The 14,176-nt window shown below is 59.8% G+C and carries 11 protein-coding genes; 7 read left to right on the top strand and 4 right to left on the bottom strand.

All coding sequences use genetic code 11. The features are described from left to right. The first annotated feature begins 5 nt into the window (after positions 1-5). The 5 genes from A5483_RS07020 to A5483_RS07000 all read left to right on the top strand — a co-directional run bounded on the left by A5483_RS07020 (position 6) and on the right by A5483_RS07000 (position 7,157). On the top strand, positions 6-827 hold the full coding sequence (locus A5483_RS07020) for an LmeA family phospholipid-binding protein (protein WP_042842529.1): 822 nt from the start codon (positions 6-8) through the stop codon (positions 825-827). 107 nt (positions 828-934) lie between these two features. Beyond that, a complete protein-coding gene (locus A5483_RS07015) occupies positions 935-2,674 on the top strand; it encodes a pyruvate dehydrogenase (RefSeq protein ID WP_063811378.1) in 1,740 nt (579 codons plus the stop codon). A gap of 165 nt (positions 2,675-2,839) precedes the next feature. Continuing rightward, complete coding sequence (locus A5483_RS07010) at positions 2,840-4,531, top strand: ribonuclease J (protein WP_063811377.1); 1,692 nt, start codon at positions 2,840-2,842, stop codon at positions 4,529-4,531. Positions 4,532-4,672: 141 nt separating this feature from the next. After that, positions 4,673-4,858, top strand: a complete 186-nt coding sequence (gene rpmB / locus A5483_RS07005; RefSeq protein ID WP_002548328.1) for a 50S ribosomal protein L28 — start codon at positions 4,673-4,675, stop codon at positions 4,856-4,858. A 49-nt stretch (positions 4,859-4,907) separates the two neighbouring features. Then, positions 4,908-7,157, top strand: a complete 2,250-nt coding sequence (locus tag A5483_RS07000) for an ATP-dependent DNA helicase RecG (protein ID WP_063811376.1) — start codon at positions 4,908-4,910, stop codon at positions 7,155-7,157. A gap of 95 nt (positions 7,158-7,252) precedes the next feature. On the opposite strand, the gene A5483_RS06995 is transcribed toward A5483_RS07000, so the two are convergent. Further along, on the bottom strand, positions 7,253-7,675 hold the full coding sequence (locus A5483_RS06995) for a pyridoxamine 5'-phosphate oxidase family protein (protein WP_002548258.1): 423 nt from the start codon (positions 7,673-7,675) through the stop codon (positions 7,253-7,255). Between the two features lie 153 nt (positions 7,676-7,828). Between A5483_RS06995 and A5483_RS06990 the strand changes: the two genes are divergently transcribed. Further along, positions 7,829-8,437, top strand: coding sequence for an RsmD family RNA methyltransferase (locus A5483_RS06990; RefSeq protein WP_002548285.1), 609 nt, complete (start codon positions 7,829-7,831; stop codon positions 8,435-8,437). Further along, a complete protein-coding gene (gene coaD, locus A5483_RS06985; RefSeq protein ID WP_002548252.1) occupies positions 8,434-8,910 on the top strand; it encodes a pantetheine-phosphate adenylyltransferase in 477 nt (158 codons plus the stop codon). Before A5483_RS06990 ends, coaD begins: the two co-directional genes overlap by 4 nt. Positions 8,911-8,959: 49 nt before the next feature. On the opposite strand, the gene A5483_RS06980 is transcribed toward coaD, so the two are convergent. Genes A5483_RS06980 through A5483_RS06970 form a run of 3 tightly spaced genes read right to left on the bottom strand, consistent with a single transcriptional unit; the run spans position 8,960 to position 13,865 of the window. Further along, complete coding sequence (locus A5483_RS06980; RefSeq protein WP_063811375.1) at positions 8,960-9,559, bottom strand: short chain dehydrogenase; 600 nt, start codon at positions 9,557-9,559, stop codon at positions 8,960-8,962. A 50-nt stretch (positions 9,560-9,609) separates the two neighbouring features. Beyond that, on the bottom strand, positions 9,610-10,785 hold the full coding sequence (locus A5483_RS06975) for a glycoside hydrolase 5 family protein (protein ID WP_002548294.1): 1,176 nt from the start codon (positions 10,783-10,785) through the stop codon (positions 9,610-9,612). Further along, positions 10,782-13,865 (bottom strand): alpha-mannosidase, encoded by a 3,084-nt coding sequence (locus A5483_RS06970; RefSeq protein ID WP_063811374.1) that lies wholly within the window; start codon positions 13,863-13,865, stop codon positions 10,782-10,784. Before A5483_RS06970 ends, A5483_RS06975 begins: the two co-directional genes overlap by 4 nt. Positions 13,866-14,176 lie beyond the last annotated feature (311 nt).

Raw genomic sequence — 14,176 nt, 5'->3', positions numbered from 1 at the left:
TCTCGGTGACGCCAAGCGAGCCGACTCAGGTGCTTCCGCCGAGGCCACAGCCCGGTTCTGGCGCGGTGGTGACGGTCGAACGGGACCGTCACCCCCATCGCTTTATTAAGTGGCTGATCGCCATCGTTGTTATCGCATTGCTTGCGGTCGCGGCAGTGATCGTCGACCAGACATTTCGGGCGAGAGCCGAGAAGGACGTTGCGGCGACTATTGCGAAGTCCGTGGCAGCCGATGCCTCGACGGTTGGAGTGACGATTCACAACCGACCTTTCCTCGAAGTGTTATTTACCGACGAGTTACAGGGTCTTGACGCGACCATTCCGAAGGCGACTGTGGTCCGAGATGACACTATGGTGACCTTCCACGACGTCGACATCCATGCCAATGGAATCCGGCATGCCCGTGAGAAATCCCAGTCAGTGGCTGGGACGATGTCGGCTACTGGCCGTATCGACTGGTCTGAGCTATCGCGGTTGGCGGGTGGAAAAATCACCTTTAACGACGCCACTGGGGAAACCGGCAGGGTGAAGATCGTGCGGGAACTGACGGTGTTGGGAGCCCGGGTAGACGCCAGTATTACCGCTGTGCCTGGGGTGGAAGCCACCTCCCGACGGGTGACCTTGAGTAGTCCGTCAGCGAGCCTCGATGACATTCGAATTCCTGACATGTTGCTCAAACCGATCTTAGAAGGGATCACCTCACGGTTTACCCTTCCCGATCTGGGAAATCTGCATTACGAATCACTTAAAGCAACGCCACAAGGCCTCGACTTTTCTTTGGTTGGCACCGAAGTGAAACTGTCCGATCTCGCGGGAACGGGAAGGTGATCCGCTTCGCGCGAAGGATGGGGCCAAACTGAGACGATAAGTCGTATGCTGGGAAGTGGCCGGTCGGCCACTCGTCCCATGTTGTCAGTACCGCGGAGGTCCCTTTCATGAATGTTGCCGAACAGCTCGTCCAACAGCTCCTCGATGCGGGGGTGCGACGGATCTACGGCATCGTCGGTGACTCCCTCAATCCGGTCGTCGATGCGGTTCGTAAGACGGGTGGTTCCGTCAAGGGCGGCATCGACTGGGTGCACGTCCGTCACGAAGAGGCGGCGGCATTCGCTGCGGCAGCAGAGGCCTCCTTGACCGGAGAGCTCGCGGTGTGCGCGGGTTCCTGCGGGCCGGGCAACCTGCACCTTGTCAATGGTCTGTTCGATGCCTACCGTTCCCAAGTGCCGGTGTTGGCTATCGCATCTCACGTTCCCAGCGTCCAGATCGGCATGAACTACTTCCAAGAGACTCACCCGGACCGTCTTTTTGTGGAGTGTTCCGACTACTGCGAGCTGGTTTCTACCCCGGAGCAGGCTCCGCGCGTCGTGAATTCGGCCATCCGGTACGCAGTTGCTGGTAGCACCGTCTCCGTCATCACTCTTCCGGGTGACGTCTCTGATAAGAAGGCTGCCGCCCCCTCCCCGGTCTTCATCCCGAGCCGTCGGCCGTCTATCGAGCCGAACCCGGAGGACGTCCGCCAACTGGTCAAGCTACTTAACGACGCCAGGAAGATTGCTATCTTTGCCGGCGCAGGCGTCGAAGGTGCCCACGATGAGGTCCTTGCCCTGGCCGACAAGCTCAAGGCTCCTATTGGCCACTCCCTGCGTGGCAAGGATTTCATCCAGTACGACAACCCCTTTGACGTCGGTATGACCGGTCTGTTGGGCTACGGTGCCGCTGCTGAGGGCATGAATGATGCCGACGTCCTCATCCTGTTAGGAACCGATTTTCCCTACAACCAATTCCTCCCCGATACCCTCACCGTCCAGGTCGAGAACCGTCCGGAGAGGCTGGGACGTCGCACCGACGTGTCCTTCCCGATCCACGCCGACGTCAAGGCGCTTTGCAACGCCGTCACCCCACTGCTGAAGCAGCATGACGATAAGTTCCTTAAGGCCACAGTCAAGCGCCACGCCAAGATCATGAAGGCCCCGATCGGCTCGTATACCCGCAACGTCGAGCACATGAAGCCGATCCACCCGGAGTACGTCGCTCACGTTCTTAACGAGGTGGCTGACCGTGATGCCATCTTTACTGCCGACACTGGTATGTGCAACGTGTGGACGGCTCGCTACATCGATCCCCTCGGCACTCGTCGTCTTATCGGATCCTTCCTGCACGGATCGATGGCCAATGCCCTCCCGCACGCCATTGGTGCTCAGACCTCCCACCCAGGACGTCAGGTTATTTCGGTATCCGGTGATGGCGGCCTCTCGATGCTTCTCGGAGAGCTCGTGACAGCACGTATGCTCAACCTGCCGATCAAGGTGATTGTCTTCAACAACTCCACTCTCGGCATGGTCAAGCTGGAAATGCTCGTGAACGGGTTGCCCGACTTCGGTACCGACGTCCACGATGTCAATTACGCGGGTGTTGCCGAAGCGATTGGTTTTCACACCGAGCGGGTCGATGACCCACGCAACATTCGCCGTGCCTTGACCGACGCCTTGAACTTCGACGGCCCGGCCTTAGTCGAGGTGCTCACTGATCCCAATGCCCTGTCCCTGCCGCCGGAGATCAAGGGCGAGCAGATGATCGGGTTTGCCACCGCTATGAGCAAGATCGTGCTCAATCGTGGTGCCGGTGAGGCGGTGTCGATGGCTACGTCCAATATGAGAAACATTCCTCGCTTCTGATCGGCGAGACGCGATAGGGGCCGTCACCACATAGGTGGCGGCCCTCGTCGATCCATGAAGTGTGATCCGGATGTATCGGCTCCGGTGTCGTCTATTCGTGCAGTGGGTTCGGGTATGGCGTGATCGGTAGTACTGCTGTCGCCGTCTACCGATATCCTAGATGACGTGGCTGAGACTGGACCGACGACACCCCCGGACCTGCAACCGGATGTTTTGCGCATCATCCCCCTCGGAGGGTTGGGGGACGTTGGGCGCAACATGTCGTGCTATGAAATCAACGGGGAGATGCTTGTCATCGACTGCGGGGTGCTCTTCCCGGAGGATGACCACCCTGGGGTTGATCTGCTGCTGCCTGGGCTGGACTACCTCGACGAGGAGAAGCTGTCCCGGGTGAAAGCTCTGGTGCTCACTCACGGTCACGAGGACCACATTGGTGCGGTGCCTTATCTGCTTAAGCGTCGCCCTGATATCCCGATTTACGGGTCCAAGTTGACCCTGGCGCTACTCGAGGCGAAGCTGCGTGAACACCGTATTAAGGGTTACAAGCTCAATGTTGTTCACGAAGGTGATGTCGCCGAGGTTGGCGAGCAGTTCGATCTAGAGTTCATCGCCGTCAACCACTCCATTCCTGACGCTCTGGCCGTGTGTGTGCGCACCGATGCCGGAACTCTCATCAACACTGGCGACTTCAAGATGGACCAGCTGCCGCTGGACGGACGCATTACCGATCTGCGCGCCTTTGCGCGACTCGGTGAAGAAGGGGTCGATCTCTTCATGGTCGACTCTACGAATGCCGAAGTCCCGGGGTTCGTGAAGTCCGAGACCGAGATCGAGCCGGCCATCGAGAGGGTCTTCGAGAAGGCGAACAAGAAGCTTATTGTCGCTTGCTTCGCCTCCCACGTGCATCGAGTTCAGCAAGTCCTCAATATGGCGGTCCGGCATCATCGCAAGGTCTGCTATGTCGGTCGTTCCATGGTCCGCAATATGGCTGTTGCTCAGGATCTGGGTTACCTCGATGTTCCAGAGAACACTGTCATTGAGTTGCGTGAGCTCGACCATTATCGGGACAACGAGGTCGTCATCGTGTCCACTGGTTCCCAGGGAGAGCCGCTCTCGGCCCTAGCGAGGATCGCCAACCGGGAGCACCGAGACATTGAGGTGGGGGAGGGGGACACCGTTTTGCTGGCGTCCTCTCTCATCCCGGGTAATGAGAATGCTGTCTACCGGGTGATCAATGGTCTGACGAAGCTTGGCGCCACCGTGGTGCATAAAGGCAACGCCTTGGTCCACGTCTCAGGCCATGCCGCTGCCGGAGAGCTGCTGTACGCCTACAACATCGTGCGGCCACGCGCTGTGATGCCGATTCATGGCGAGGTGCGTCATCTTGTTGCGAATGCCGACCTGGCCAAAGCCACCGGCGTCGATGAGAAGAACGTGGTGCTCGTCGAGGACGGTGGGGTTATTGATCTTGTCGATGGAGTGCCGCGCGTGGTTGGCAAGGTCGATGCCTCCTATATTCTCGTTGACGGATCTGGGGTGGGGGAGCTCACCGAGGACACGCTCACTGATCGCCGCATCCTGGGCGAACAGGGATTCTTGTCGGTCGTCACTGCGGTCGACACCCGCTCGGCGTCAGTGGTGTCTCGCCCGGCTGTTCAGGCGCGTGGTTTCGCCGAGGATGATTCGGTGTTCGCGGAGATCACCGACCAGATCGTCGCTGAGCTGGAGAAGGCGATGGCTGGTGGTATGGACGACACTCACCGGTTGCAGCAGGTGGTTCGGCGAACCATCGGACGCTGGGTGTCGCGCTCTCTGCGGCGTCGCCCCATGATCGTGCCTGTCGTGGTCAAAATCTGAGGCGCGGTCGCCGGCTCCCTGAATCCGATTTGGGTTCCGGGCGCTTAACCGTATAGGCTTGTCCAGTTCCCGAAGGAACCCTCGAACCCAACGATTGCGTCGGGTGCGTGTTGCACTCGACCCTGAACAGGAGATCTCCCAGTGGCTGCTGTGTGTGACATCTGCGCCAAGCGCCCCGGTTTCGGACACAACGTCCCCTGGTCGAAGAAGAAGACCAATCGCCGGTGGAGCCCGAATATTCAGCGCGTCCGTGTCATCGAGAACGGTACGCATAAGCGTATGAACGTGTGCACTTCGTGTCTTAAGGCTGGTCGCGTCAGCCGCTGAGCATCACGTTCGACGATGGAACCCGCCGTAGGGCGGGTTCTTTGTCGTTATGGGCCGGTACGGTGTTGACGTGAATGCAGTGACCCGGTGGCATACCCGCACCCAGCAGGAGCTTCACCGTCCGTTAGCGGAGGCGGTCGGGGCTAAAACGGCTAAGGCCTTTTCTGCGCTTCATGTCGACACGGTGGGTGAGGCCCTCGGTCATCTCCCGCGTCGCTACCTCACCGGCACGGAAACCACCGACTTGTCCCACTTAGTTATCGACACTGAAGTCGCCTTGGTGGCCGACGTCGTCGGCGTCGAGGTTCACACCAACAAGACCGTCACAGGCAGGGAGCGACGCCCGCGGCAACGTCTGGAAGTCATGCTTTCTGACGGTATAGCGCGCCTGCCCGTCACTTTTTTTGGCAAACCCCATATCGTTTCCTACTGGCAGCGTATTTTTTCGGCCCATACTCACGGCATCTTTGTCGGCAAAGTCGGGGAGTTCCGCGGAAACCCACAGCTTGTTCACCCCGATTTCGTCATGATCGACCGTGACGGCAAGGTGGTGGCCGGCCGTGAAGAGGGCAAGGTCATGGCTGCTCAGGTGCAACGCCACGGTTTGCTGGGCCTTTACCCCCAGACGTCTAAGTTGCGTACCTGGGAAATTGCCTCGGTCGAATCGATGTTGCTCGAGTCCACCCCCGAATTAGAGGACACCCTGCCTGAATGGTTACGTCAGGAAGCTGACCTACCGAGTTTGTGGGAGGCTTACCACGCTATCCATCACCCGCATTCGGTGGCTGAGGCTGGCCGTGGCGCCGAACGACTTATCTGGGAAGAGGCGATAGCCACCCAGGTGACGATGGCGGTGCGGCGCCGCAACGCAGAGCGTCATGATGCCCCGGTGTGTCCGCGTCGCGGCGGCGGATTGCTAGCAGCCTTTGAGGATCGCCTGCCCTTCACCCCGACTGCCGGCCAGGACGAGGTGAGTCGGGTGATCGACGCCGATCTGTCGGCAGATCGTCCTATGCACCGATTGCTGCAAGGAGAGGTCGGCTCGGGAAAAACCTTCGTCGCGCTGCGAGCCATGCTTCAGGTTGTTGACGCCGGGCACCAGGCCGTTCTGCTGGCACCGACTGAAGTCCTTGCCCAGCAGCATTACCGAACCATCACCAATATGTTGGGCGACTTGGCGTCCGGCGGGGGATTGGATGCCCCGGAGATCTCCACTGGCGTGGCGCTACTGACCGGCTCAATGAAGGCTTCCGGCACCCGGGCCGCACTGGCAGATATTGCCTCGGGAGCCGCTGGAATCATCGTCGGTACCCATTCCCTGTTGTCGGGTCGAGTGATCTACAACGACATTGGGTTAGTCGTTGTTGATGAGCAGCATCGCTTCGGTGTTGAGCAACGCAGTCTTCTTACCACCGGTGACGGCGCGCGTCCCCACGAGCTCGTCCTTACCGCGACCCCGATCCCGCGTACTGTCGCTATGACGGTCTTCGGTGACCTCGAGGTCTCGAGCCTGAAAGAATTACCGACCGGACGTGCCGACGTTCAGACTACGGTTGTCGATCTGCCCGCCCACAGTTCTTGGCTCACACGCGCCTGGCAGCGGGTCCGAGAGGAATGCGATGCCGGTCACCAGGTGTTTGTAGTCTGCCCCCGCATCAGTTCCGACGACACAGACAACGTCGAGGGTGGGCGCTCTCCTGCAGCTGCCGTCGAAGAGCTCGCGCCTCAGCTGGCTACCGGGCCTCTTGCTGGACTGAACATTGACGTCCTGCACTCCCGGCTGGACCCATCGGAGAAGGACCTTGTCATGAACAGGTTCACCGGGGGCGAGTCGCAGGTGCTTATCTCCACAACAGTGATCGAGGTCGGCGTCGATGTCCCCAACGCCACCATGATGGTCATCATGGATGCCGACCGGTTCGGAGTATCCCAACTGCACCAGCTGCGCGGTCGTATTGGTCGAAGCAACCTGCCGGGTCTATGCCTCCTGGTAACGACGGCGCCGCCCGGATCGGCGGCGCGCGAGCGTTTGAACGCCGTGGCCTCGACTCGCGATGGATTTGAATTGGCGGAGCTCGATTTGGCCCAGCGCCATGAAGGCAATGTGCTGGGATCCTCCCAGGCCGGTTATTCCTCGCCGCTACGCCTGTTGCGAGTGCTTGACCATGCCGAGATCGTGACGGCGTCGAAAGATCTGGCGGAACGGTGGGTGCAGGAAAACCCCGACGATCCGAGGCTCCTTGACGTCATTACCGCCACCGAGATGCTCGCTGAGGGCAACCTTATGGAGCAGGGCTGAGTCGATCCTCGGCAGATGACGCCGTAGATTGGCTTGGTTATTAGACGTGGCAAAGGCCCGAACCGCGAGAGCGATCCGGGCCTGCTGAGATAGTTTTAGTTGCGTTTCGGCTCCGGCCCGAATGCGAAAGTGCGTCCGGTGATCTGATCGGCCTGGACGCGGACGTAATTGCGCTTAACAGTAGGCACCCAGGGCAATAGCGGCATCTTGTCGCACAAGGCAAGCTCGGCGTCGTCGGTGATGACTTCAGCTTTGCCACGCACAACGACCGACCAGCCGGTCTCCTCGGTCCAGCCGTCCGCCTCGAAGGCGACGCGGTTGTTCGTGACAATGTCTTCCAGCTTGCTACCTGCAGCAGTGCGGAAGACGATGCTCTGTCCGTCAACGACGTAGTTGACGGGGAATACCTCAGGCTGGTTGTTGACGCTGGTGGCCAGGCGACCGACCTCGGCGGTGTCCAAGTAGCCCCAGCAGCTATCTTCCGGGACCTCGGTGATCGGGTTCTCCTCAGTGATCATGCGCCCATTCTTCCTGACTGTGGCGCATTTCGGGAGTCGACCGGCGCAAAGTTGCGGAGGTTCCTAACACGGGGCCTCACATGACCATTCTGTATTCCGCTGTGGGCGATCACCCGCGTGGAAGTAATCAGTGGGGGCCGGTAGCCTGAAATAGTGAGCAGGATTATTGCGGGGCGCGCCGGTGGGCAGCGTCTGGCTACCCCGCCGGGACGATTGACCCGTCCGACGACCGACCGGGTACGCGAGGCTGTGTTCTCCGCTCTGGCGGCATGGAACGGGACCGCTAACGAAGCTCCCGAAGACCAGCTGGCCGGTCAAGCCTTCTGTGATCTGTTCGCTGGATCAGGTGCAGTGGCCCTAGAGGCTGCCAGTAGAGGGGCCACGATGGTTTGCGCCGTCGATCGTGACCGCTGCGCCTGCAATGTCATGAAGGACAATTCTCGGACAACTCGGTTGAGGATCCAAGTGTTGTCCCAGGCGGTGACGGTATTCCTCGCGGAGAACCAACGCATCTTTGACGTCGTCTGGTTTGATCCCCCCTATGACCTCGCCGACGACGACCTCGATAGCCTCATCGCGACGGCTTGTAAGAAGTCCCTCGCCCGAAACGGCTTGCTGGTGATCGAGAGGTCACGGCGCAGTCGTGATCCCCGCTTCCCAGACGGATATGAGTCGTGGAGTTCTCGCTACGGTGAGACGGTTGTCTATTACGCCCAACGCGCCGGTGAGCCGGAGACAGATGCGGGCAGGGAGCAGCAGTGAAAGCAGTTTTTTCAGGATCATTTGACCCCATCACCCTCGGTCATGTTGACATCGTGATCCGGGCAGCCGAACTCGTCGACGAGGTCGTCGTCGGAGTGGCCGTGAACTCCGCGAAAAACGGTATCTTCTCCATGGCTGAGCGGGTGGCCTTCGTCAAGGATGCTGTCGCTGATATCCCCGGTGTCGAAGTGGCGCTTGTTGACGGCCTTTTGGTCGATTTCTGTACTGAAAAGGGAGCCGACGCGATCATTCGCGGGTTGCGATTTGGTGGCGATTTCGACTACGAACTCCAGATGGCTCACCTCAATAAGGCTATGAGCGGTATTGAAACGATTTTGCTCCCGGCTGGCCGTGAATTCGGCACGATCAGCTCCTCGATGATTCGTTCTGCTGCTTGCAATGGCGGCAACGTCTCCGAATTTGTCCCGGAAATGGTTAATGTCGCGTTGCGCGAAAGATTCCGGCATCAATGATTTTGTCGAATGCTGAGGAATCCTCCTTGCACCACGCCGCCTTGGGGGCTCATGGCAGAGTTATCACCGTGCCAGTTGCCCCGCCCTCGACGGACTTTCGGAAGGCGTTGGCGACATCGGCTGTCTTCACCGCAGGGAAACCCGGAAAGAATTCGTCATAAGCTTCCAAGCTCTCGGCGACTACCGGAGGGCTGACGATGTTAACGCGGCGAGGTGCGATTTCTATCGCTGCTGCGCGTGTGAATGCCTCGAGCGCGCCGTTAGCGGCAGCTGCTGCCGATCCCTTGAGAATAGGATCGCGGGAGAGGATTCTGCTCGTCAAGGTGAAGGATCCCCGCTCGGAAATATGGTTGATGCCCGTGCGCACAAGGCTTATTTGGGAAAGCGCCTTGTCCTGCCAGGCGTTGTTGAAATCGGCTGAGGTCAACTCTCCCAAGGGTGCGAAGGGCGTCGTCCCCGATGCGCACACTACGGCGTCAATATGGCCCGCCTGCTGCCACAATGATTCCAGTTGTGTTTCATCGCTAATGTCGCACAGGATCTCACCGTCAGACCTGCCTACCTCAATCACCGTATGGCCATGGTTGCGGAACAGGGTGGTCACGGCTTTTCCAATTGTTCCGCGGGCTCCTTCAACTAAAATACGCATAAACTATGCTAATACACTGCCATCGCTCAGGGGGCGGGGCAATATTACATTCACACTCGGCGAAGCTGCGGAGCCCTCCCGGTTTGTTCCGCTTGGTCAACCCACTGAGCGAAGAGATCGCCTATCGGGGAGCACATTGAGCGGCCTTTACCGGTAACCCAGTCCGCGCTGAACTCTAATGGCTCATCGGGTTGATTCTGGGGCTGGGCGTTGTGCAGATCGGGCAGCATGTCCGACAGGGCCAGAGCTTCTGGCTTTGGTTTGCCGTCGTTGGTGAATAGGCCGAGTGAGTATTCCAGTTTCGGGAAATCCAGCAGCTGGGCTGACACGTCGTGGGAGCACCACCAAGTGACGGCCTCCAGGCCACGCGTCGAGGCTAGTGACGCCATCGTCGTCGTCAGGAAGGCTGCCGCGCTGGCGTCGGGTACATGGGTTCGAGGTGCTCCTACCTCCTGCAGCCACAGCGGACGTTCTGGGTACGGACTCCATGCCCGAGCTAGCTCCAGCAGGTAGCGCGGGAACCATGTCAGGGCAGAATGTCCCTTTCCAAACCGGGGCCCTACTTGCGCAAACACCCAAGAGTGGACGGTCGTAGCGGATCCCTGGGTTACGGCGTGACGTGGAATAAATGGATGATCATCAACGAACCATAGGTCGTCGTCGAAGCCGAACCAGAACTGCCCCTCAGGCCATTGGTTCGTCATGACCTCCTGCATCGTTTCCAACCAGGTCTGTGCCTCATTAACGGTGCACTCGCTGCGCGTCGGATGGGTGTGTCCTGGTGCCAGCGCAGCGTACTGCGGAAATTCGTTGCCAACCGTCATGCCAGTGGCGTTGGGTTCCTCTCGCAAACGCTCCGCCAACTGACAAATGACGTCGCTTTGCGCAGATCTGACTAGCGGGTCGGTAAAAAGGTTCGACTGATGCCACGTGATCACCCATGCTGGCAGGAAGTCATAGCTTGACAGGTGCCCGTTGAGGGCGTCGACGCTGACCTCGAGGTCAAACTCCGCCGCCGCTCGGACGACGGCGATAACGTCGTCGAGGGCCCGTGGGCGGACGAGACCGCGGTTAGGTTGTAACAACGGCCACAGCGGGAACAAACGCACATGGTCGAGGCCGAGCTGGGCAATGCCCTCAAAGTCACGGCGGGTTGCGTCGAGGTCAAGATCAAGCCAGCTGTGAAACCACCCTTGGGAGGGAGTGTGGTTGACGCCAATTTTCATCGGTTACGTCCCAACCGCAGGGTTGCGGCCTGGAAGGGGCGTAGCGACAGACCGATAACGCCATCTGCTAGGCCAGTGGTGACGACAGAGGGCGTTACTTGGGCGCGCGGATTGCCGTCGAGGGGGTCCTCGAGCAGGTCGACTTCGACGGCCGAGGTCGCTTCAAACCCCAGAGTCATCGTGGTGTCAACATGGCATCCATAGGGCTCATAGAGTCGGACGATGACGTCACCAGAGCCGTCCTCAGCCAGCTTGACGGCCTCAACTGCAACCCCCTCAACGTTCACCAGCGGTTCGACCGGAGAACCTTGACGACGACGTACACACAGGTTGGCGGCATACCCGTCGCGGATGGCGTCGGTCAGATCCGCGCCGACATGCAGGGTATGGAAGAAGTCGTGCTCCCCCTCGTCAGCACGAGGATCAGGGAAGCGGGCTCCCTTGAGGAGAGATGCGCGAGCGACTGACCAGGTACCCCCGTTGTCTTTGGGATGACGAGACACGTTCCATCCGTAAGTGCCAGAGTTGGCGATGGTAACGCCGAAGCCGGGCTCGGACAAGTACACCCATCGATGAGCATGGACTTCGAACCGGAAGGCATCCCACGAAGTATTGGTGTGGGTGGGGCGAGTGATGTGACCCATCTCGATCTCATAATCGGCATGATCCGTGTGAACGTCTATCGGCCAGGCCAGCTTCAAAAGGCTGTCCCGTTCATGCCAGTCGACATGGGTGTGCACCTTGACACGAGGATCTCCTGGATTGACGGTCAGAGATTGGGTTGCACTGGAGTGGCCAAAGGTCCGCGTGACGCTGATGGTCACTGACCCGCCCTTGCGGCTCATGGTGGCGTAGCCGTCATCGAGGTCGGTGACATTATTGGCGTAGAAGGGGTCAATATCCCAGGCATCCCACATATTCGGGAAGTCTGGGTGTATTTGGAGTAGGTTGCCGCGCTGACCCGCAGGAATGGCGTCTCGGCCACTGGCGGTGTCGACGAGGTGCGTGATGAGCCCGTGCTCGTCAACAGCCATGCGCAGCAGACCGTTATCGACGATGAACCCTTCCTCGGTCTCCTCGGCGTGGATGCCCTCCATGATGGACGGAACCTTGCCGCCACCCATGGCGACCGTGGAGGCCCACGGGCGGGCCATGGGCGCGGAGTCAAAGACGATCTCCTCGTGTCCCTCCCCGGCCAGCAGCTCCTGGGCGTGGTGAATGAGCTCGGTCAACTCGTCGGAGATACGACGGTGATCGGCAACGACCTCGCGGTACACCCACGCGATGGCCGATCCTGGCAAAATGTCATGGAACTGGTACAGGCAGATCGTTCGCCAGATTTCAGCCAGGCGCTCCCCGGGGTAATCCATGAGTCCACGTACGGCTGCAGTGGCGCACCACAGTTCGGCGTCACGCAGCAGGTGTTCGTTGCGCCGGTTCCCCTTCTTGACCTCGTACTGGCTAGTGAAGGTGCCACGGTGCAGCTCGAGGTAGAGCTCTCCGACCCATGTTTCCGGATCCTCATGCTCGGACTCTGCCCGGGAGAAGAAGGAGGCCGGAGGCTCGATGGCTAGTTTGGGGGATCCGTCAAGATCAGCAACTCGGTGCGCTTGGGCGAGCATTTCGCGAGTGGGGCCGCCACCGCCGTCACCGTAACCAAAGGGTACTAAGGAGGAACTGGCACGGCCCTTGTCTTGGAAATTGGCTCGGGCGTGCTCGAGATCGTGAGCCGATAAGTCGGAACCATAGGTATCGGCTGGCGGGAAATGGGTGAAGATGCGGGTGCCGTCGATTCCTTCCCACCAGAACGAGTGGTGGGGGAACTTGTCGACCTGATTCCAAGAAATCTTTTGGGTTAAAAACCAGCGGGCTCCGGCTAATTTGGCGAGCTGGGGCAGTGCGCCGGAGTAGCCAAAAGAGTCGGGCAGCCATACTTCGGGACAATGGTGGCCGAATTTTGCCATGAAATAGCGCTGCCCGTATAACAGTTGCCGGCACATCGACTCGCCACCGGGAAGATTGGCGTCGGATTCCACCCACATACCGCCGACCGGGATGATGCGACCATCCTTGACAGCTTTCTGTAACCTGGCGAAGAGATCGGGATGGTCCTCTTCCAGCCAGGCCGAGTGTTGGGCGGCTGGGAAGGCGAAGATGTGGGCGGGGTCGCTGTCGATAAGGTTGAGCTGGTTGGAGATTGTTCGAGCGACCTTGCGCCGGGTTTCGCGCAGTGGCCACAGCCAGGCGGAGTCAATGTGGGCGTGGCCGATGGCGGTCATCGTCTGGGCCGAGTCATGCGCACGGCGGGCCAAGGCAGGGGCCAACTCGTTGCGAGCTGCTGATGCGGTGGAGACGACGTTGACTAGATCAAGGCGATCCATGGCACGGTTCAGAGAGCGGCGAATGTCCCAGCGACGCTCGGAGTCCTCCGGCAACTGGGCGGCCAAACCAGACAAGGTGACGATGTCGGCAATGAGTTCGCGTACCTCGTCATTGACGACGACGAGGTCGGCTCGTTTGAGGGAGTAATACTTCTCGGTAGAGGCGGTAAGTTTGTCGCCATCCTCGGTGGGTTGAAAGGGCGGCTGGGCTAACAGAATGGGGTTCGAGGCAGCCTCGACGTAGACGTCGATGTGCCCCTCGGCGTCAGTCTCGACAGGAATCCAGGTATTGCGTGGATTGAGGGCTTTGATGACGGACCCATCGGGACGCACGACTAACCCTTCGGACTGGAATCCGGGGGAGTCCCAGACTCCGCCGAGGTCGACGATCATCTCGAGGTGATCGTCGCGATGCTCTGGCGGTACGGTCGCGGTGAGGTGGAGCCATGTCGTTCCCCATGGCGGCCCCCATTTATCACCTGCCCGGAACGGCTCATATTTCAGGGCTAGGCCTGCGCTGATTGGGATGGGTTCACCCTGGCCGAGAATCCCGGGCCGGCTGTTTGGGCCTTCGACGGTGTCGGTGACGGGGGCCCACTCGACGTCAAGGTGGCACACCGTGGTGGTCTCGGCGGGGCGAATCTTCTCGGCGAGGTGGCGGTGCACCCTGCCGTCAAGAATGGGGGCGTGATCATGCATAGGGGTCCCTGGCGGTTACGACATTGACAACGAATAGTTTCAGTTTGAAGTGTAGTGGCTAATACGGTTTAGTCAACCTGCTGAGTGTGAATTGATCCTATCGACCCAGAAGCCCATCGTCAGTGGTGAAAGCGGTTCAGTGTCTACAGCGGATCTAATCCTGGCATTGAGCAGCTCTGTCCGTGCTGGCAAGCCACCCGCCACAAGTCGATCTGCTCGTGGCTCCGTATCCCGTCGGTGGGGATGAAATTTGCGTCTATGACGGCGATTGATGCCGTCGAGGGTGTGAGTTGTCCCCCCCCCCCCCCCCG

This window comes from Cutibacterium namnetense (assembly GCF_001642025.1).
Taxonomy (GTDB): Bacteria; Actinomycetota; Actinomycetes; order Propionibacteriales; family Propionibacteriaceae; genus Cutibacterium; species Cutibacterium namnetense.
Note: the sequence above shows the minus strand (reverse complement) of the source record. Positions and strands in the feature narration are given on the sequence as shown.